Raw genomic sequence first — 19,322 nt, forward strand, 5'->3', positions numbered from 1 at the left:
GCGGGCCGAATGTCACATCGGCGAGGCAGGATGGGAGCGTGGCGGACGAGGTGACCGGCGGGGACGCGGCGGTGTTGGCGGATTTCGGCGCGGCGACCCGGGAGTGGTTCACCGCCGCCTTCGCGCGGCCCACCGCCGCCCAGGCCGGCGCCTGGCGGTCGGTCGCGGCCGGGCGCAACGCCCTGGTTGTCGCCCCGACCGGCTCCGGCAAGACCCTGGCCGCGTTCCTCTGGTCACTGGACCGGCTGGCCAAGGAACCGCTGCCGGCCGAGCCCCGGCAGCGCTGCCGGGTGCTCTACGTCAGCCCACTCAAGGCGCTCGCCGTCGACGTGGAACGCAACCTGCGCGCCCCGCTGGCCGGCATCCGGCAGGCCGCCACCCGGCTCGGTCTCGCCCCGCCGGAGATCACCGTCGGCATGCGCACCGGCGACACGCCGGCCGACGAGCGCCGGTCCTTCGCGCGTACCCCGCCGGACATCCTGATCACCACGCCGGAGTCGCTGTTCCTGCTGCTCACCTCCGCCGCCCGGGACTCGCTGCGCGGCGTACGGACGGTCATCGTCGACGAGGTGCACGCGGTCGCCGGCACCAAGCGCGGCGCCCACCTGGCGCTCTCCCTGGAACGCCTCGACGCGCTGCTGGAGGCGCCGGCACAGCGGATCGGCCTGTCCGCCACCGTCCGGCCGGTCGACGGCTGCGCCCACTTCCTCGGCGGGGCCCGCCCGGTCGACGTGGTGCAGCCGGCCAGCAGCAAGACCATCGAGGTCAGCGTGCAGGTGCCGGTGGAGGACCTGACCCGCCTCGACGAGCAGGAGCCGCCGGAGGACGATCTCGGCGGCCCCGGCCCGCGCCGGCCGTCGATCTGGCCGGCCGTCGAGGAGCGCGTCTTCTCGTTGGTCCGGTCGCACCGGTCGACCATCGTCTTCACCAACTCCCGGCGCAGCGCCGAACGGCTCTGTGCCCGGCTCAACGAGCTGGCCGCCGAGGAGCTGGAGGCGGCAAGCGCCCCGGGCGGCGGCCACGTGGCGCAGGGCGGCCGGCCGGTGGGCGTAGCCGATCGGCCGGGGTGGGACGACGGCCCGGCGGCCGCCGACGGCGGTCCGCGGCGCGGGCCGCTGCGCGCGCCCCGGCAGCCGGCCGAGGTGATGGCGCAGTCGGGGGCGGCGGCGGGCACGCCACCGGTGATCGCCCGGGCCCACCACGGCAGCGTCTCCCGCGAGGAGCGCAAGCAGATCGAGGAGGCGCTCAAGTCCGGGCAGCTCCCCGCCGTGGTCGCCACCTCCAGCCTGGAGCTCGGCATCGACATGGGCGCGGTCGATCTGGTGGTGCAGATCGAGGCCCCGCCGAGCGTCGCCGCCGGCCTGCAACGGGTCGGCCGGGCCGGGCACCAGGTGGGCGCGGTCTCCCGGGGCGTGGTCTTCCCGAAGCATCGCGGCGACCTGCTCTCGTGCACCGTGGTCGCCGAGCGGATGGCCGAGGGCGCGATCGAGGAACTGCACTACCCGCGCAACCCGCTGGACGTGCTGGCCCAGCAGATCGTGGCGATGGTGGCCCTGGAGCCGTGGCGGCTCGGCGACCTGGCCGTGCTGGTCCGCCGGGCGGCCCCCTTCGCCGAGCTGCCCGACTCGGCGCTGCACGCCGTGCTCGACATGCTCTCCGGGCGCTACCCGTCGACCGCCTTCGCCGAGCTGCGGCCCCGGCTGGTCTGGGACCGGGCCACCGACGTGCTCACCGGCCGGCCCGGCGCCCAGCGGCTCGCCGTGACCAGCGGCGGCACCATCCCCGACCGGGGGCTGTTCGGGGTCTTCCTGGCCGGCGCCGAACGGGCCGCCCGGGTCGGCGAGCTGGACGAGGAGATGGTCTACGAGTCCCGGGTCGGCGACGTCTTCCTGCTCGGCTCGTCGTCCTGGCGGATCGAGGAGATCACCCCCGACCGGGTGCTGGTCTCCCCCGCCCCCGGGCAGGCCGCCCGGATGCCGTTCTGGAAGGGCGACCAGCTCGGCCGCCCGGTCGAGCTGGGCCGGGCGATCGGCGCCCGGGTCCGGGCGCTGCTGCGGCAGAGCGACTCCGACGCCGTCGCCGCGCTGCGCGCGGGCGGGCTGGACGACTGGGCCGCCAGCAACCTGATGGCGTACCTGCGGGAGCAGAAGGAGGCCACCCGGGCGCTGCCCGACGACCGGACGGTGGTGGTCGAGCGGTTCCGCGACGAGCTCGGCGACTGGCGGCTGGCCGTGCACTCGGTGCTCGGCGCCCGGGTCAACGGCCCCTGGGCGCTCGCCATCGGCCGCCGGCTCGCCGAGCGGTACGGGGTGGACGCCCAGGTGATGCCCGCCGACGACGGCATCGTGGTGCGGCTGCCGGACACCGCCGACGAGCCGCCCGGCGCCGACGTGGTGGTCTTCGAGCCCGACGAGATCGCCCAGCTCGTCGAGGAGTCCGTCGGCACCTCGGCGCTCTTCGCCGCCCGCTTCCGCGAGTGCGCGGCCCGGTCGCTGCTGCTGCCCCGCCGCGACCCGCGCCGCCGGCAGCCGCTCTGGCAGCAGCGCCAGCGGGCCGCCCAGCTGCTCGACGTCGCCCGGGAGTACGCCGACTTCCCGGTCACCCTGGAGGCCGCCCGGGAGTGCCTGCAGGACGTCTTCGACCAGCCGGCGCTCGCCGAGCTGATGCGCGACCTGGCGGCCCGCAAGGTACGCCTGGTCGAGGTGGCGTCCGAGCGCCCGTCCCCGTTCGCCCGCTCGCTGCTCTTCGGGTACGTCGGCGCGTTCCTCTACGAGGGCGACGCGCCGCTCGCCGAACGCCGGGCCGCCGCCCTCGCCCTCGACTCCGGGCTCCTCGGCGAGCTGCTCGGCCGGGTCGACCTGCGGGAGCTGCTCGACCCGGCGGTGCTCGCCGAGACCGAGCGGCAGCTGCGCTGGCGCACCGAGCAGCGCCGCCCCCGCGACGCCGAGGACGTGGTGGAGCTGCTCCGGGTGGTCGGCGACCTGAGCGACGCCGAGCTGGCCGAGCGGGGCGTACCCGCCGGTTGGCTGGACGAGCTGGCGGCGGCCCGGCGGGTGCTGCGCGTCCGGATCGCCGGCGAGGAACGCTGGGTGGGCGTGGAGGACGCGGCCCGGCTGCGGGACGCGCTCGGCGTGGCACTGCCGGTCGGGGTGGCCGAGGCATACCTCGCGCCGGTGGCCGACCCGCTCGGTGACCTGGTCGCCCGGTACGCGAAGACCCACGGCCCGTTCGCGGCGGCCACCTGCGCCGCCCGGTTCGGGCTCGGGGTGTTCGTGGTCGAGCAGGCGCTGCGCCGGCTCGCCGCCACCGGGCGGGTGGTCTCCGGCGAGTTCGCCCCGGACAGCGTCGGCAGCCAGTGGTGCGACGCCGAGGTGCTGCGGCTGCTGCGCCGGCGCTCCCTCGCGGCGCTGCGGCGGGAGATCGAGCCGGTGCCGCCGCGCGCCCTCGCCGCGTTCCTGCCCCGCTGGCAGCAGGTCGGTTCGTCGGCCCGGGGCATGGAGGCGGTCGCCGCCACCGTGGAGCAGCTGCAGGGCGTCGCGGTGCCGGCGTCGGCGCTGGAACGGCTGGTGCTGCCCGCCCGGGTCGTCGACTACTCCCCCGCCCAGCTCGACGAGCTCTGCGCCAGCGGGGAGGTGGTGTGGGCCGGGTCCGGGGCGATCTCCGGCGGCGACGGCTGGATCACCCTGGCGTACGCGGACGCCGCGCCGCTGCTGCTCCCGCCGCCGGACGAGGCGCTGACCCGCACCCCACTGCACGAGGCGGTGCTGGGCGCGCTCGCCGACGGGCAGGCGCTCTTCTTCCGTTCCCTGTCCGACCGGATCGGCGCGACCGACGACGCCGCGCTGGCGGCAGCGATCTGGGATCTGGTCTGGGCCGGGCACCTCACCAACGACACGCTCGCCCCGCTGCGGGCGGTGCTCGGCGGGGGCGGCGCGCACCGGTCCCGGCCGTCCGCGCCGCGCACCCGCTACCGCCGGCCCGGCCGGGTGGCGCTGCCCAGCCGCGGCGGCCCGCCCACCGTCGCCGGCCGCTGGTCCCGGCTGCCTGATCGCGACCTCGACCCGACCCGGCGGGCCGCCGCCCTCGCCGACCTGCTGCTGGAACGGCACGGCGTGGTCACCCGGGGCGCGGTCATGGCCGAGCAGGTCACCGGCGGCTTCGCCGCGGTCTACCCGGTGCTGTCCGCGTTGGAGGAACGCGGCGCCGCGCGCCGGGGCTACTTCGTGGAAGGGCTGGGCGCGGCCCAGTTCGCGGTGCCCGGGGCGGTGGACCGGATCCGCGCCCTGGCCGACCCGGCCGACGGCGCCCGTGGCCCGGGCGGGCCGACCCTGGTGCTCGCCGCCACCGACCCGGCCAACCCGTACGGCGCGGCGCTGCCGTGGCCGGAACGGGTGGTCGACTCCGGCGACGGCACGACGCCGGCCACCGGGCACCGGGCCGGACGCAAGGCAGGCGCGCTGGTCGTGCTGGTCGGCGGGGAGCCGGTGCTCTACGTGGAGCGGGGCGGGCGGACCCTGCTGTCGTTCACCGACGACGTCGACCTGCTCGCTGCGGCGGGCAAGGCGCTCGCCGACGCGGTGCACTCCGGCGCCCTCGGCGCCATCTCGGTGGAGCGCGCCGACGGCGAGGCGGTGCACTCCTCGCCGCTGCGCGACGCGCTGACCGCCGCCGGTTTCCGAGCCACCCCGCGCGGCCTGCGCCTGCGCGGCTGACCCTCGCGCCTCCCGCCGAAGCCCGGCGGCCGGCGGCGAGCCGCACGGGCGCGCGAACGGCGCCGCGCCCCCGGGGTGGTCCCAGGGGCGCGGCAGCGGACAGCCGGCCGTCAGTTGGCCCGGATCAGCTGGCCCACCAGACCGTGCTGCTCGTCGTCCGGCCCCGAGCTGAACCAGAGGGTTCCCTCGCCGCCGGTCTGCTCGGTCCCCGGCAGCAGCGCCCAGAGACCGTCGATCGTGATGACGTCGCCGTCGTCGTCCCGCAGCAGGCCCTCGAACTCGTTCCCGTCGAACAGGTTGATCTTGCCGTCGCCGAAGTTGCCCACCAGCAGGTCACCGGCGAACCGGCCGAAGCTCTTCGGCGCGATGGCCATGCCCCACGGCGCGTTGAGCGTCCCCCTGCTGGCGACCCGGCACACGCGCCGACCGAAGTCGGTGAAGAGGTCCACGAAGCCGAGCCCCTCACCGGGCACGTCGTCGTGCGCCGCCGCGTCCTGCTTGGCGTAGCTGACGTAGACCGCCTCCCCGACCGCGAACACGTTGAACGGCGCGAAGCCCTCCGGCAGGTCCCGGTCCTGGAACCGGCGGTCCGAAAGGTCGACCTTGTCGAAGTCCTCGTCGAACACGTCGATCCGCGCGTTGTGGAAGTCGGCGGCGAGCAGGAAGTTGCCGGAGTCCGTATGCAGCAGGGTCGCTCCCTTGTAGACCGCACCCTCCTCCCCGTGCGCGACGACGACTCCATTGGCGCCCGCCTTCTGGTTCCACGCGATGACGTCGCCGCTCTCGGTGACGAAGATGAACCTGGCGGGCGCATTGCCACCCCCGTCCGGCACCGCGAAGCCGTCCGTGTCGTTGAACACCGCGCCGGTCGGCCCACCGGGCACGCTGACCGTGATGTTGACCTTGTTGACGGGCGCGCCGTCCACCCCGCCGCTGTAGACGGTGGCCGTGTCGGTGCCGTTGTTGGCCACCCACAACGGCGTGTCCGGCCCCAGGGCCAGGCCCCAGGTGTTGACCGCGTTCGGATCCACGAGCGGCGGTCTTCGGGAATCCTGCTTCAACGCCTGGTCCGAGACCTGGTTGATCACGTCGAACTCGGGCGTCCGGTGCCTCTCATGGCCGCCGTCATGGGCCCACGCCGGGCTGCCGACGGCGGTGGCCGCGGCCACCACCCCGACGGTCACCAGCCGCGCCATCCTCGTCGCCATGCTGCTCCTCTCGATCGAGTGACAGGGACCAGCGTCCGCGAGAAGGGTCGGGTGACGGCGCGGGCGCAGGCGTGGGCGTCAAATGGCTCGGCGCCGTGGGAAATTCGTGGAGCCCTCGGCGGTACCGAGTCTCGGACGCCCATAGCGACCCTTCCACGTCGATCGGGAGCTGATCGCCAGTTTGATGAAAGATTGTCACATTCCACCCGATAGGGGCGGCGTCAGCCGTTCGGCTGCCACCGGCCCGCCGGATAGCCTTCCCCGCATGTCCCGGCCCACCTGCATCTCGCTGACCACCGACTACGGTCTCGCCGACGGGTTCGTGGCGGCGTGCCACGGGGTCCTCGCCCGGCTCGCCCCGGCCGCCCGGGTGATCGACGTGACCCACCTGGTGCCACCGGCGGACGTCCGCCGGGGCGCGGTGGTGCTCGCGCAGACCGTGCCGTACCTGCCCGAGGGGGTGCACGTGGCGGTGGTCGACCCGGGCGTCGGCACCGCACGCCGGGCGATCGGCCTGGCCACCCCGAACGGGCTGCTCGTCGGGCCGGACAACGGCCTGCTGCTCGACGCCGCTGCGGCGCTCGGCGGAATCACCGCCGCGGTCGAACTGACCAACCCGACGTGGCTGGCTCCCGCGGTCTCCCGCACCTTTCACGGCCGGGACGTCTTCGCGCCGGTCGCCGCCCGTCTCGCGCTCGGCGCACCGCTCGCCGAGGCCGGCCCGGCGCTGGACCCGGCGACGCTGGTCCGGCTGCCCGCACCGGTGCTCCACCGCACCGCCGACGGGTTCGCCGCCGAGGTGCTCACCGTGGACCACTTCGGCAACGTCCAGCTCGCCGCCCCGGCCGACCTCCTCGACGGGCTGCCGGACCGGGTCCGGGTGACCGGCCGGGCCGACCGACCACGCCAGCTCGGCGCGCCTGACGCCGCGCCGCTACGACAGCCTCAGCTCGGCGCGTCTGACGCCGCGCCGCGACCTGAGGCCGTCGCCGAGGCCGTCACGGGAGCCCTCGCGATGCGCGGGCGCACCTTCGCCGACGCCCCGGTCGGGGAGCTGGTGGTGTACCCGGACTCCGCCGGCCTGCTCGCCGTCGCGGTCAACACGGGCCGGGCGGTGGACCGGCTCGGCGTACGCCCCGGGGACGTGGTGACGGTGACCCGCGGCTGAGCCCCTATTCGGGCCGGTGCGGTCCCGGGCGGGCGAGGGAGGATGGGGAGGTGCCCGAAGGTGACACCGTCTGGAACACCGCCCGCGTCCTCCAGCGCGCCCTGGCCGGCACCCGGCTCACCGGCTCCGACTTCCGGGTGCCGCAGCTCGCCGCAACCGACCTGACCGGCTGGACCGTCCGGGAGTCGGCCAGCCGGGGCAAGCACCTGCTGCTCCGGCTCACCGCTCCCGACGGGCACACCGACGGCGGGCGGGACTGGACCCTGCACTCGCACCTGCGGATGGACGGCGCCTGGCGGGCGTACGCCCCGGGCGAGCGGTGGGCGGCCCGGCCGGCACACCTGATCCGGGCGGTGCTCCGCTCCCCCGGCGCGGTCGCCGTCGGCTACCACCTGCACGAGCTGGCGCTCATCCCGACCGCGGCGGAGGAGTCGCTGGTCGGCCACCTGGGGCCGGACCTGCTCGGCCCGGACTGGGACCCCGATGAGGCGGTCCGCCGGCTGGTCGCCCACCCGGACGAGAGCATCGGCGAGGCGCTGCTGGACCAGCGCAACCTGGCCGGGGTGGGCAACCTCTACAAGTGTGAGGTGCTCTTCCTGCGCGGGGTCTCGCCGTGGACCCCGGTCGGGGCGGTGCCCGACCTGGCCGGCACGGTCGCCCTCGCGCAGCGGCTGCTCGCCGCGAACCGGGGTCGCTGGACGCAGAGCACCACCGGCGCGCTGCACCGGGGGCAGACCAGCTACGTGTACGGCCGGCGGGCCCAGCCCTGCCGGCGCTGCGGCACCGCCATCCGCAAGGCGGAGCAGGGCGAGCGGGTCACCTACTGGTGCCCGGCCTGCCAGCCGGACCGGCCCTGACCTCCGCGCCACGGCCCGGAGGGCCGGGCTCGGAACCGGCGGATGGAGATCCGCTTCGCTCGGTGACACCGGCGGCCGGCGCGTGGAACTTCCACGAACCGGCAAGATCGCCCGAGATTGGGACGATTGGGTACTTCCCTCACCGGCTTCGGCGTCGCATGCTGCGGTTGACTGCTCACCCATCGTCAGCAGCGCGTACGCCCCGCCACGCCGCGGTGGCGGCGGGCGCGCCCCGATCCCGGGGAGAGCCATGGCCCTGTTCCGCAGATTCCGGCCGGGCTGGGCGGACCGTGCCGTCCGGGCCGTCGAGGACAATACGCCGACCGTGCCCGCCGCCCGGCTCGCCGAGGAGGAGAGCGGGCCGGCGCCGGCCAGCCTCGACCCGGCCGCCGTGCCCCGCTGCTTCGGCCCGGTGCCGAACTTCGCCGGCAGCCCGCTGCCGACCCTCGACCAGGCCGGCCGGCCGGTACCCGGAACGGGCATCCGCAAGTTCGTCGACGCGCTGCCGGTGCCCGCGTTCGACAACTCCAGCTCGGCGCGTCTGACGCCGCGCCGCGATCTGAAGCCGTCGTTGGAGCCGTCGCCGGCCACCGCCGGGCTGGACGCCCGGCTGCCGGTGGCGGTGCCGGACACCATCAGCTGGCCCGGCTGCGACTACTACGAGATCGGGCTCCAGGAGTACGCGCAACGCCTGCACCGCGACCTGCCCGCCACCCGGCTGCGCGGCTACCGCCAGCTCAACCTGGGCACCGACCCGTCCGGGCACAACACGGTCAGCCCCCCGGACCGGCCCTGGCACCTCGGGCCGCTGATCCTGGCCCGCCGCGGCCGGCCGGTGCGGATCAAGTTCATCAACCAGCTCCCGACCGGGCGGGCCGGCGAGCTCTTCCTGCCGGTCGACGAGACCGTCGACGGGGCCGGGGCCGGGCCGCGGGACGGGCCGGCGCCATACCCGCAGAACCGGGCGGTGCCGCACTTGGCCGGCGCGCAGACCGCCTGGATCAGCGCGGGCAACCCGTGGCAGTGGGTCACCCCGGCCGGCGAGATCACCCCGTACCCGACCGGGGTGGGGGTCGTCCCGGTGCCGGACATGCCGCCGCCGGGCGCCGGGGCCACCACGCTCTACTTCCCGAACGAGCAGAGCGGGCGGCTGATGTGGCTGCACGACAACACGCTCGGCCTGGGCCGGCTCACCGTCTACTCCGGGCAGCTCGCCCCCTACCTGCTCACCGATCCGGCCGAGGAGCGGCTGGTCGACGAGGGGGTGCTCCCCGCCGAGCAGCTGCCGCTGGTGATCCAGGACAAGACGTTCGTGCCGGACGACGCGCAGCTCGCCGACCAGGACCCGACCTGGGACCGGGACCGTTGGGGCGCCAAGGGCAGCCTCTGGCACCCGCACGTCTACCAGCCACGGCAGAACCCCTATCGCCGCACCGGCAGCAACCCCACGGGCCGCTGGGACTACGGGCCGTGGACACACGACCCGGACGGCGGCGGCAGCCCGTGGGTCGCCCCGGTGCCGAACCCGCACCACGACCCGGTCGCCGAACCGGAGGAACCGCCGCTGGCACCGGGCGTGCCGCACCCGTCGGCCGTCCCCGAGGCGTACGGGGACACCCCGCTGGTGAACGGGGTGGCCTACCCGTACCTGGTGGTGGCGCCGCGGGCGTACCGGTTCCGGATCCTCAACGCCTGCGCGGACCGCAGCCTCCACCTCCAGCTCTACCGGGCGTGCTCGGACGAGCCGATGTGGACCCACGACGGCGACCTGGCCGAGCCGGAGGCCGGGGAGGTGCCGATGGTCGAGGCGGTCCACGCGGCCGGGCGGCCGGCGTACTGGCCGACCGACGGGCGCGACGGCGGGGTGCCGGACCCGCGCGCCGCCGGCCCGGACCTGATCCAGGTCGGCAACGAGTGCGGCCTACTGCCCGCCCCGGTGGTGCTGGTGAACCGGCCGATCGGCTACCGCTACGACCGCCAGGACCCGACCGTGCTCAACGTGGACGGGCACACCCTGCTGCTCGCCCCCGGCGAGCGGGCCGACGTGGTGGTGGACTTCTCCGCCGTCCCCCCGGGCAGCACCATGATCCTCTACAACGACTGCCCGGCCCCGCTGCCCCGGTTCGACCCCCGGTACGACCACCACACCGACGCCCCGGACCGCACCGCGATCGGCGGCCTCCCCGCCGCCCAGCCCGGCTACGGGCCGAACACCCGGACCCTGCTCCAGTTCCGGGTGGCGGGCACCCCGGCGCCACCGTACGACCTGGCCCGACTGGCCGCCCGCCTGCCCGGCGCGTACGCGGAGAGCCAGCAGCCGCCGATCGTGCCGCAGCCGGCGTACGACGCCGCCTTCGGCACGCTGACGCCTCGGGAGACGCTGGTGCCGGCACGCACCACCTCGGTGACCTTCACCCCGGTGGGCGCGGTCACCCCGGTGACCCTGCCGTTGGCGGCGAAGTCGGTCGGGCAGGTGTTCGAGCCCCGGCACGGCCGGGCGGTGGGGCGGCTCGGCGTGGGCCACCCGCACGCCGGCTCGCTGGCCCCGGCCACCCTGCCGCTCGGGCCGGTCGACCCGGCAACCGAGGTGCTGTACGCGACCGACCCCACCGTGCCGGTGGGCGCCCCGGCCGACGGCACCCAGTTGTGGCGGATCGTCGGGGACGCCCCGGGTACCCAGCCGGTGCACGTCGACGGCTGCGACCTGCAACTGGTCAACCGGGTCGGCTGGGACGGCACGCTGCGCCCGCCCGACCCCAACGAGCTGGGCTGGAAGGAGACCGTCCGGGTCAACCCCCGGGAGGACGTGATCGTGGCGTTGCGCCCGGTCCTGCCCGGCCTGCCGTTCAAGATCGGCGACAGCGTACGGCTGCTCGACCCCACCCGGCCGGCCGGCGTCCGGCTCGACGGCAGCCCGGTCAGTCCGATCGACGGGCGGCCCGCCACCGTGGTCAACCAGCTGGTCAACCTGGGCTGGGAGTATCGCTGGCAGACCCGGTTGGCGGGGCTGCGCGACCAGGGCATGAGCCGGCCCCTGGTGGTGCGGGTCGCCCCCAAGGCGCCGACCGGGCTGACCGCCACCCCGGCGCCCGGGTCGGCCACCGTGCTGCCGGCCATCGCGCTCGCCTGGACGGGCAACGGCAGCCGCCCGCCGGCCACCAGTCACCTGCTGCAGCGGGCCACCGACACCACGTTCACCGCCGGGCTCACCGAGATCACCGTGGCGGCCACCGCCACCCGGTACACCGACGCGACGGTGACGCCCGGGGTCACCTACCACTACCGGATCCGGGCGGAGAACGCGGTCAGCTGCTCGGCCTGGTCGAACAGCGTCCCGGCGTCGGTGCAGCTCACCTCGCCGGCGAAGCTGACCGCGGCGGTGCCGCCGGCCGCACCGCTACGGGTCGCGCTGCGCTGGGCCAACCGCTCCTTCGCCACCGGGGTGGACGTGCAGCGGGCCACCAACCCGACGTTCACCAGCGGGCCGGGCACCACCGCCATCGCGGTCGGCGACGCCCACCTCGACGCGGCGGTCGCCCCCGACACCACGTACTACTACCGGGTACGCACCACCTACCTGGGCGCCGCCTCACCCTGGTCCACGGTGGCGACGGTGACCACCCCGCCCCGGCCCGGAGTGCCGACCGGGGTGTGCGCCACCGCGACCGCACCCGCCCCGGACACCGCCACGGTGATCCTGAGCTGGTCCGCCAGCACGCCCACCGGGCCCGGGTCCGGCTTTGTGGTGCAGCGCGCGATCGACCCCGGATTCACCCGCGAACTGTCCGCCTTCAGCGTCACCGGCCGGGGGTTCACCAACACCGGGCTGGCCCGCGGCGTCACCTACCACTACCGGATCAGGTCGTTCAACGTCGTCGGCACGTCCGCCTGGACCGGCCCCATCCCCATCACCACCCCCGACTGACCACACCGCCGTGTTGATCAAGAGGTTTACGTCAGGAATTCGCGCGGTCCGGACGCAAACTTCTTGATCAACACAGGTCGGTCAGGGGGTGCGGAGTGGGGGGTGGGCGGTGCGGAGTTCGGCCAGGGCCGAGGCCACGCCGTGCAGCAGGTCGGTCGCCTCGGTGAGGCGGGCGGCGGCCGGGTGCTCGGTGCTGGGCCGGGCGTCCTCGGCGACGTAGCCGGCGGCGGCCACCACCAGCCGCTCGTACGCGGCGACCCCGCTCTCGAGCTGGGCGGCCAGGGTGCCGTGCGCTGCGGCGAGCGACCCGTGGGCTTCGGCCGGGGCGAGCTTGAGGGCCCGTTCCACGCTGGCCACCCGGTTGGCCAGGTCGCGCAGGGAGCGGTCGGCCTCGGCGGCCTCCTGGACCGCCGGCTCGGCCAGCCCGGTCAGCCGCCCGGTCATCCCGGCCAGGGTCAGTGCCGCCCGGTCCAGCCGGGCCCACGCCTTGGCCGCGGAGGTGCCGCGTAGCGCCAGGTGGGAGCGGACCCGGCGTACCTCGGACAGGACGCCCGGGCCGACGGGCAGCCGCTCGACGGCGGCGACCAGCCGGGCGCGGGAGCGGGCGGCGGCCTCGGCCGGGTCGAGGGCCGGCGGTGCCGGCGCGGCGGCCAGCGCGCGGAGGTCTGCCCAGCGCCAGGCGGCGACGGCGATGGCGCTTCCCGCGGCACCGGCCCAGACGGCGTCCGGCAGCCCGATCCCGGCGTACGGGGTCAGCACCGCCGCCGCGCCGCCGAGCCCGCCGGCCAGGACGCTCCACCGCCGGGCGGAGCGCCGCAACCGGCGCAGCTGGCGGAAGTGTCGGTTCCGCTCGTCGGCCATCGGTCTCCCCGCCTCTCAGCCGGTGGTGCTCTCCCCGGCGCCGTGCTCGCGGCTCATGCTGGCCCGGATCTGGTCCAGCCGGGCGGCGGCGGCCGGGTCGGCGGCGGGCGCGGCCGCCGGCTGCCCCACCGCAGGGGACTCCTGCCGGCCGGTGAGCCGCTCGCCGGCCATGCTCGACCGGATCTGCTCCAGTCTCGCCGTCCCGGCGGAGTCGAGCGTGGCCTTCTGGATCTCCAGCATCCGGCCCTCGACGGAGTTGCCGGCCAGCTCGGCCCGGCCCATCGCGGTGGCGTACCGGCGCTCGATCCGGTCGCGGACCTCGTCCAGGGAGGGGGTGGTGCCGGGCGCGGTGAGCGCGGACATGGACTCCAGCGAGCGGGCCACGCTCTCCTGCATCTTGGCCTGCTCGAGCTGGCTGAGCAGCTTGGTCCGCTCGGCCAGCTTCTGCTGGAGGATCATCGAGTTGTTCTCGACGGCCTTGCGGGCCTGCGCGGCCGCACCGAGCGCCTGGTCGTGCAGCGTCTTGAGGTCCTCGGCGGCCTGCTCGGCGGAGACCAGCTGGGTGGCGAGCAGCTGGGCGGACTGCTCGTACCGCCCCGCCTCGGCCTCGTCGCCGCGGGCCCGGGCCTGGTCGGCCAGGACCAGGGCCTGCCGGGCGTTGGCCTGGAACTGCTCGACCTCGGACATCTGCCGGGACAGCTTCATCTCGAGCTGGCGCTGGTTGCCGATCACCGCGGCCGCCTGCTGGACCAGCGCCTGGTGCTGCCGCTGGGCCTCCTCGATGGCCTGCTGGATCTGCACCTTCGGGTCGGCGTGCTCGTCGATCTTCGAGCCGAAGAGCGCCATCAGGTATTTCCAACCCTTGACGAACGGGTTCGCCATCTCCGCGTTGTCCCCTCAGTAGCGTCGCGCCGCCTCCCCGGCCGGGCGGGTCGACCAGCGGGCCGCGCGGTGAGCCTCCATCGTCCCAGCCCGACGCCAGCGCGGCACCCGTACGACCCTGATCAACAGTACGCGGCGTCCGCCACCGGCGGCCATGGCGCGACGGAGCGGATCAGGCGGCGCAGACCACGTCCCGGTCCGCGGGGCGGACCCGGGTGCTACGCAGCGTCGCCTTGAGCGGCGAGTCCTGGCGGACCTGGACAGCGACCGACCCGTCGGAGGCGACCTGGCGGACGCTCCGGTTGGTCGCCTTGCGGACGGCGGGCGGGGCGACCGGGGTCGAATCGACCGGCTCGCCGGCCACCGGCACCAGCACGCCCGGCAGCTGCTCGGCCAGGGCGACCGTGTCGCTGACCTCGCGGAGCAGCTCGGACAGGCGGGCACCGAGCGCGTCGCAGATCGCGGCCAACAGCTCGCTGGAGGCTTCCTTCTGGCCGCGTTCGATCTCAGAGAGGTAACCGAGGCTCACGTTGGCGGCGGAGGAGACCTCGCGGAGGGTGCGGTGCTGCCCCTGCCGGCGCGCCCGCAGTGCGTCACCGATCACCCGGCGTAGCAGGACCATCGCACCTCCCCCTGACGGGACCACCATCTCCGGCCGGTCGTGCCGCGCCGGACGCGGTGGACCGCCCCGGCGCCGACGTCGTCCGTCGGAGCCTTCCCGCAACCGTACCCGTTAGCCGCCCCGGCGACATCCCGCCCCGCCCCTTCAATCGCCGACCCCGCCGCGCGGGCCGGTCGGACGGCCCTCGGCCGGGCGGTGGGCGTCCGGCTCACCGACGACCCACCCCGGCCCGGTCGGCGGCATCCGTCGGACCGGCATCGGCGGCCTCGGCCTCCCGCTCGCTGGCGGCGTGCAGCCGGTCGGCGAGCAATCGCAGCGCCTCGATCACCGCGGCCGACCGGATGTGCGCACGGCCCCCGTCGAGGTCGAGCTGGCGTACCTGGGCGCCGCCGGGCCCGGCGACCGCGACGTACACCAGGCCGACCGGCTTGCCGTCCTGCGGTTCCGGCCCGGCCACCCCGGTGGTGGCCAGCCCCCAGTCGGCACCGCAGCGGCGCCGCCCGCCCTCGGCGAGCGCCACGGCCACGTCCGGGTCGACCGGTCCCCGCTCCGCCAGCAGGTCCTCGGGTACGCCCGCCAGCTGCGCCTTCAGCTCGGTGGCGTAGACCACCAGCCCGCCCCGGTACGTCCCGCTCACCCCGGCGATCTCCACGATCGAGGCGGAGAGCAGGCCGCCGGTGAGGGACTCGACGGTGGCCAACGTCTCGTGCCGCTCCGACAGGCTGTGCACCACCCCGGCCGCCGGACTGCCGACGGGGCGTTCCCCCCGCGCATCCCGATCATCCATGCCCCAGTCCCTTCCCCTCCCCACCTCGGCCTACTCATCCTCCCCACCGATCCGTCGATCACGGAGTCATCGCCATGACACGTCGGTCCCGGGGGGCAACGAACTCATGATCGCCGACGCCGGCGAGGGGTGGGACGGGCGCGGTCAGGGGATGGTGCGGCGGCGGAGGCGGAGGGCCTGGGCGATGTAGTCGAAGCCGGTCAGCACGGTGACGACGACCGCGGCACCCATGATCCACGGGCCGACGACGGCCAGCGGCTCCGGCATCGGCCAGAGGTACCAGGTGATGGCGAGGATCTGGAGCGCCGTCTTGATCTTGCCGCCCCGACTGGCCGCGATCACCCCGCGCCGGATCACCCAGAAGCGCAACGCGGTGATGCCCAACTCCCGGACCAGGATCACCACGGTGACCCACCAGGGCAGCCTGTCATACCAGGAGAGCAGCACCAGGGCGGCGCCGGTGAGCGCCTTGTCGGCGATCGGGTCGGCGACCTTGCCGAGCGAGGTCACCAGCGCGAACCGACGAGCGATCCAGCCGTCCACGAGGTCCGTCGCCGAGGCGACCACGAAGATCAGGCAGGCCGCCATCCGCCAACCCGCGTCCGTGAAGTCGGAGGCGACCACCGAGGCGGCGAAGACCGGCACCAGCATGAGCCGCACCGCGGTCAGCACGTTCGCCGCGTTGAGCAGGGGCACCCGACCCACGGTCGGATCCGCCCCGGTCATCGCCGTGCCCCGCTCCGCCCGCCGTGGCGTACCTGGCACCGCACCACGTGGCTCCCCCGCTCCGTCCGGGCCCGTCGTCACCGTGCCGCGCCGGGCGCCGCCGAGATCATCTCATCCGGTACGGCGACCAGGTCGACGCCCTCGGTCGCGGTGACCGTGGCCCGGACCAGGTCGCCGGGGCGCAGCGCGGCCAGGTCGACCCCGCCGCCCACCGGCGCGACCAGGGTGGTCGAGCCGTCCACCTCGGGCGCCTGGTGCGCCGCCCGCCCCTCGACCACACCGTCGGCGACCGAGTCGACCAGCACCTCGACCGTCGAGCCGAGCCGCTCCTCGGCCCGCTGCGAGCAGAGCTCGTCGGCGAGCGCGCTGAGCTTGTCGTACCGCCGCTTGACGGTGGCGGCGGAGACCTTGCCGGGCAGGCCGGCGGCCTCGGTGCCGTCCTCGTCGCTGTAGTCGAACACGCCGATCGCGTCGAGTCGCGCGTCGGTCAGGAACCGGACCAGCTCGGCCACGTCCTGCCGGGTCTCGCCCGGGAAACCGACGATGAAGTTGCTCCGGGCGCCCGCCTCGGGGGCGAGCGCGCGGGCCGAGGCCAGCAGTTCCAGGAAGCGGTCGGTGGACCCGAAACGGCGCATCCGGCGCAGCACCGGCTCGCTGGAGTGCTGGAACGACAGGTCGAAGTACGGCGCCACGCCGGGCGTGGTGGCGATCACCTCGACCAGGCCGGGCCGGGTCTCGGCGGGCTGGAGGTAGCTGGCCCGCACCCGGACGATCCCGTCGATCGCGGCGAGCTGCGGCAGCAGCTTCTCCAACGCCCGGGGGTCGCCCAGGTCCTTGCCATACGAGGTGGAGTTCTCGCTGACCAGCACCAGCTCCCGGACGCCGGTCTTGGCCAGCCACTCCGCCTCGGCGAGCAGCTCGTCCGGGGTACGCGAGACGAACGCGCCGCGGAACGCCGGGATGGCGCAGAACGCGCAGCGGCGGTCGCAGCCGCTGGCCAGCTTGAGCGAGGCGACCGGCCCGGTGTCGAGCCGGTGCCGCAGCACCTGCCGGAGGTGGGCCGGGGTGTGCTCGTCGGTCGCCACGAGAGCCCGGGTCGGGGTGCCGTGGCCGGGCAGCGACACCGCCGCGTCGCGCCGCTTGACCGGGGTGAGCGGCAGCAGCTCCCGCCGGTCGCGAGGGGTGTGCGCGTCCAGCGCCTCGCCGGCCACGACCGCGTTCAACCGGGCGGAGATCTCCGGGTAGTCGTCGAAGCTGAGCACCGCCTGCGCCTCGGGCAGGCTGTCGGCCAGCTCGCGGCCGTACCGCTCGGCCATGCACCCGGCGGCCACCACCTTGGCGCCGGTGTCGGCGGCGGCGAGCAGCGTCTGGATCGAGTCCTGCTTGGCCTTCTCCACGAAGCCACAGGTGTTGACGACCACCACGTCGGCGCCCTCGCCGTCGGTGGTCACCTGCCAGCCGTCGGCGTGCAGCCGCGCGGCCAACTCCTCCGAGTCGACCTCGTTACGGGCGCAGCCCAGGGTCAGCAGGGCGACGCGACGGCTGTTGGAAGGGGAGGTGGCAGACACCATCCGAGGGTACCGGGCCGGGTCGGGGGCCCCGCGACGGCGGGCCGTCGGGATCAGCCGCCTCTCCCCGGCCGCAGGACGTCAGCGGGCCGCCGCGCCGACCCGGGCCAGGCGGTCGAGCAGGAAGACCTCCGTGCCGGCCAGGCCGGTGGAGCAGAAGACCGAGATCTGGTCCGCGCCGGTGCGGCCCGGGACCGCCCCCGCCAGCACCGCGCCCAGGTCGCGCAGCCGGCCGGCGTACGGCTCGACGGCGGTGAGCATCGGCGGGACGTACGCGGCGGCCTGCGCCGGCGAGTCGGTGATCAGCAGGTCGGCGGCGTCCAGCAGGTCGGTGCCGAACTCGTGCCGGTTGACCTGCTTGAAGCCGACCGTGTTGACGTGGGTGCCCGGGGCGAGGTCGCGGGCGTCGAGCACCGGCGTGGTGCTGGTGGTGGCGAGCACCACCACGTCCCGGTCGCGGACCGCTTCGGCGGCGGAGGCGACCGCGTGGGCCGGCACGCCCAGCTCGGCCCGGACCCGGGCGGCGAACGCCTCGCGCCGGGCCGCCGAGCGGCTGTGCACGGTCACCTCGCGCAGCGGACGAACCGCGGCGGTGGCCCAGACCTGGGTCCACGCCTGGCGGCCGGAGCCGATCACCCCGATCGTGGCCGCGTCGGGGCGGGCCAGGGCGGCCACGGCCACCCCGCCCAGCCCACCCGTGCGCCGGGAGCCCAGTTCGTCGCCGACGGCGATCGCCCGCACCGCCCCGGTCCGCGCGTCGTGCAGCACGACCAACTGCCCGCTCTCCGCGTGCCCGAAGGTGTCGTACGAGCGGAAGCCGTACCACTCGCCGGTGAGGTGACCTGCGGTGAGCACCATCCGGCCGCCGCCCAGCGGGGCGGACGCCCGGGGCGGGGCGATCAGCCGGCCCTCGTACGCGGCCAGCAGGGCGTCCCGCATGGCGGCGACGGTGAGCGGCGCGTCCACCGCGGCGGCGACGTCCTCGTCGGAGAAGAGCAGGGCCATGCGAACATAGTGCAACCTGAAGTTAACTTGAGATCCACCGACGGTGGGCTTTGTCACCACATCGGCCGGTGGCCGGCGCCGGTGCTACGGTCGGCTGCGGCGGCCCCGCGCCGCCCCGGACGAGTGGTGGCGTACCCGGTCAGGCCAAGACGCCCCGTGACCGCCCCCGTCCCGGTCCCGGTGGCCGGGCTCGCTCGTCAGAGGTGATCTCATGGCTTGGATCGTGCTGGTGCTCTCCGGAATCCTGGAGACCGTCTGGGCGATCGCCCTCGACCGCAGTGCCGGCTTCAGCCGCCCCCTCCCGTCGTTCGTCTTCGGCGTCTCGCTGGTGGCGAGCATGGCCGGCCTGGCGTACGCCCTGCGCGACATCCCGGTCGGCACCGGCTACGCGGTCTGGGTGGGGATCGGGGCGGTGGGCACCGCACTGGTCGGCATGCTGGCGCTGCACGAGCCGGCCACCCTGCCCCGGATCGGCTGCCTGCTGCTGGTGGTCGCCGGCGTGGTGGGCCTCAAGCTCTTCCACTGAGCGGCCCGGAAACGGTGCCGGCGTCCGGTTTGGTGGCCGGCCGATAGGGGGTAGTCATCCGTCACCTCACCCGAGGGACCGATCTGACGGAGGACACCATGGCTGACATGCCCGCCACCGCCCGCCCGCGCAGCAGTGCGGCGCGCGTCTGCACCATTCTCGCGTTCGTCTTCGCGGTCATCGCGATCTTCTTCCTGCCGCCGCTGTTCGGCCTGGTCGGGCTGATCCTCGGCATCGTCGGCGCGGTCCTGGGCGACAAGCCGCTCGGCTGGTACGCCGCCGCTGCCAGTGTGGTCGGCGCGGTCCTCGGCATGATCATCGGCTACGCGATCCTGAACTCCTGACCCTTCGTAGACGCTGAGGGCCCGCCGGTTGGCCGGCGGGCCCTCGCGCGTGCCGGCTGCCGCGTGCAGACGAGCCGCCGGCAGCGGCGCCGGCGCCATGGCGGAAAGTCAGGCTGGGACCTGCCCGCTCC

14 protein-coding genes and 1 riboswitch are annotated in these 19,322 nt (G+C 75.3%); of the genes, 6 read left to right on the forward strand and 8 right to left on the reverse strand.

Annotation, left to right across the window (positions count from 1 at the left end):
• Nucleotides 1-38 precede the first annotated feature (38 nt).
• Nucleotides 39-4,712 carry a DEAD/DEAH box helicase gene (locus tag ACFYM6_RS32585; RefSeq protein WP_387281301.1) on the forward strand — a complete coding sequence of 1,558 codons (4,674 nt, stop codon included), beginning with the start codon at nucleotides 39-41 and terminating at the stop codon, nucleotides 4,710-4,712.
• A 110-nt stretch (nucleotides 4,713-4,822) separates the two neighbouring features.
• On the opposite strand, the gene ACFYM6_RS32590 is transcribed toward ACFYM6_RS32585, so the two are convergent.
• Nucleotides 4,823-5,920, reverse strand: a complete 1,098-nt coding sequence (locus tag ACFYM6_RS32590; RefSeq protein WP_387281302.1) for a TIGR03118 family protein — start codon at nucleotides 5,918-5,920, stop codon at nucleotides 4,823-4,825.
• 265 nt (nucleotides 5,921-6,185) lie between these two features.
• Here ACFYM6_RS32590 and ACFYM6_RS32595 point away from each other — a divergent pair, with 265 nt between their 5' ends.
• The 3 genes from ACFYM6_RS32595 to ACFYM6_RS32605 all read left to right on the forward strand — a co-directional run bounded on the left by ACFYM6_RS32595 (nucleotide 6,186) and on the right by ACFYM6_RS32605 (nucleotide 11,870).
• Entirely contained in the window at nucleotides 6,186-7,088 is a 903-nt protein-coding gene (locus ACFYM6_RS32595) for an S-adenosyl-l-methionine hydroxide adenosyltransferase family protein (protein ID WP_387281303.1), read from the forward strand.
• 50 nt (nucleotides 7,089-7,138) lie between these two features.
• Nucleotides 7,139-7,945 carry a DNA-formamidopyrimidine glycosylase family protein gene (locus ACFYM6_RS32600; RefSeq protein ID WP_387281304.1) on the forward strand — a complete coding sequence of 269 codons (807 nt, stop codon included), beginning with the start codon at nucleotides 7,139-7,141 and terminating at the stop codon, nucleotides 7,943-7,945.
• Nucleotides 7,946-8,195: 250 nt separating this feature from the next.
• Entirely contained in the window at nucleotides 8,196-11,870 is a 3,675-nt protein-coding gene (locus ACFYM6_RS32605; RefSeq protein WP_387281305.1) for a multicopper oxidase domain-containing protein, read from the forward strand.
• A gap of 81 nt (nucleotides 11,871-11,951) precedes the next feature.
• Here ACFYM6_RS32605 and ACFYM6_RS32610 read toward each other — a convergent pair whose 3' ends face one another.
• The 7 genes from ACFYM6_RS32610 to ACFYM6_RS32640 form a co-directional block, all read right to left on the reverse strand.
• Complete coding sequence (locus ACFYM6_RS32610) at nucleotides 11,952-12,731, reverse strand: hypothetical protein (protein ID WP_387281306.1); 780 nt, start codon at nucleotides 12,729-12,731, stop codon at nucleotides 11,952-11,954.
• A 15-nt stretch (nucleotides 12,732-12,746) separates the two neighbouring features.
• On the reverse strand, nucleotides 12,747-13,613 hold the full coding sequence (locus ACFYM6_RS32615; RefSeq protein WP_357433495.1) for a PspA/IM30 family protein: 867 nt from the start codon (nucleotides 13,611-13,613) through the stop codon (nucleotides 12,747-12,749).
• A 172-nt stretch (nucleotides 13,614-13,785) separates the two neighbouring features.
• A complete protein-coding gene (locus ACFYM6_RS32620; protein WP_387281307.1) occupies nucleotides 13,786-14,235 on the reverse strand; it encodes a helix-turn-helix domain-containing protein in 450 nt (149 codons plus the stop codon).
• 208 nt (nucleotides 14,236-14,443) lie between these two features.
• The gene (locus ACFYM6_RS32625) at nucleotides 14,444-15,022 is read right to left on the reverse strand and encodes a CinA family protein (protein ID WP_387281308.1); all 579 of its coding nucleotides are present in this window, start codon (nucleotides 15,020-15,022) and stop codon (nucleotides 14,444-14,446) included.
• Between the two features lie 144 nt (nucleotides 15,023-15,166).
• On the reverse strand, nucleotides 15,167-15,748 hold the full coding sequence (pgsA, locus tag ACFYM6_RS32630) for a CDP-diacylglycerol--glycerol-3-phosphate 3-phosphatidyltransferase (protein WP_387281309.1): 582 nt from the start codon (nucleotides 15,746-15,748) through the stop codon (nucleotides 15,167-15,169).
• Between the two features lie 77 nt (nucleotides 15,749-15,825).
• Nucleotides 15,826-17,319: a 30S ribosomal protein S12 methylthiotransferase RimO gene (gene rimO, locus ACFYM6_RS32635; protein WP_387281310.1), complete on the reverse strand. Its 1,494-nt coding sequence runs from the start codon at nucleotides 17,317-17,319 to the stop codon at nucleotides 15,826-15,828.
• Between the two features lie 78 nt (nucleotides 17,320-17,397).
• Nucleotides 17,398-18,321, reverse strand: coding sequence for an ornithine cyclodeaminase family protein (locus tag ACFYM6_RS32640; RefSeq protein WP_387281311.1), 924 nt, complete (start codon nucleotides 18,319-18,321; stop codon nucleotides 17,398-17,400).
• 95 nt (nucleotides 18,322-18,416) lie between these two features.
• A riboswitch (guanidine-III (ykkC-III) riboswitch) is annotated at nucleotides 18,417-18,479 on the forward strand.
• A gap of 53 nt (nucleotides 18,480-18,532) precedes the next feature.
• Here ACFYM6_RS32640 and ACFYM6_RS32645 point away from each other — a divergent pair.
• Together ACFYM6_RS32645 and ACFYM6_RS32650 are read left to right on the forward strand one after the other, a co-directional pair.
• Nucleotides 18,533-18,847, forward strand: coding sequence for a DMT family transporter (locus tag ACFYM6_RS32645; protein WP_387281312.1), 315 nt, complete (start codon nucleotides 18,533-18,535; stop codon nucleotides 18,845-18,847).
• 98 nt (nucleotides 18,848-18,945) lie between these two features.
• Nucleotides 18,946-19,191, forward strand: coding sequence for a hypothetical protein (locus ACFYM6_RS32650; protein WP_073832723.1), 246 nt, complete (start codon nucleotides 18,946-18,948; stop codon nucleotides 19,189-19,191).
• Nucleotides 19,192-19,322 lie beyond the last annotated feature (131 nt).

This window comes from Micromonospora sp. NPDC006431, from assembly GCF_042870725.1.
In the GTDB taxonomy this organism is placed as follows: domain Bacteria; phylum Actinomycetota; class Actinomycetes; order Mycobacteriales; family Micromonosporaceae; genus Micromonospora.

Excerpts from the sequence above, each read along its gene's own strand:
- ACFYM6_RS32590 (WP_387281302.1), bottom strand. The coding sequence starts at position 5,920 with ATGGCGACGAGGATGGCGCGGCTGGTGACCGTCGGGGTGGTGGCCGCG.
- ACFYM6_RS32610 (WP_387281306.1), bottom strand. The coding sequence starts at position 12,731 with ATGGCCGACGAGCGGAACCGACACTTCCGCCAGCTGCGCCGGTTGCGG.
- ACFYM6_RS32645 (WP_387281312.1), top strand. The coding sequence starts at position 18,533 with ATGGCTTGGATCGTGCTGGTGCTCTCCGGAATCCTGGAGACCGTCTGG.
- ACFYM6_RS32595 (WP_387281303.1), top strand. The coding sequence starts at position 6,186 with ATGTCCCGGCCCACCTGCATCTCGCTGACCACCGACTACGGTCTCGCC.
- ACFYM6_RS32615 (WP_357433495.1), bottom strand. The coding sequence starts at position 13,613 with ATGGCGAACCCGTTCGTCAAGGGTTGGAAATACCTGATGGCGCTCTTC.
- ACFYM6_RS32650 (WP_073832723.1), top strand. The coding sequence starts at position 18,946 with ATGGCTGACATGCCCGCCACCGCCCGCCCGCGCAGCAGTGCGGCGCGC.
- ACFYM6_RS32620 (WP_387281307.1), bottom strand. The coding sequence starts at position 14,235 with ATGGTCCTGCTACGCCGGGTGATCGGTGACGCACTGCGGGCGCGCCGG.
- pgsA (WP_387281309.1), bottom strand. The coding sequence starts at position 15,748 with ATGACCGGGGCGGATCCGACCGTGGGTCGGGTGCCCCTGCTCAACGCG.
- rimO (WP_387281310.1), bottom strand. The coding sequence starts at position 17,319 with ATGGTGTCTGCCACCTCCCCTTCCAACAGCCGTCGCGTCGCCCTGCTG.
- ACFYM6_RS32605 (WP_387281305.1), top strand. The coding sequence starts at position 8,196 with ATGGCCCTGTTCCGCAGATTCCGGCCGGGCTGGGCGGACCGTGCCGTC.
- ACFYM6_RS32625 (WP_387281308.1), bottom strand. The coding sequence starts at position 15,022 with ATGGATGATCGGGATGCGCGGGGGGAACGCCCCGTCGGCAGTCCGGCG.
- ACFYM6_RS32640 (WP_387281311.1), bottom strand. The coding sequence starts at position 18,321 with ATGGCCCTGCTCTTCTCCGACGAGGACGTCGCCGCCGCGGTGGACGCG.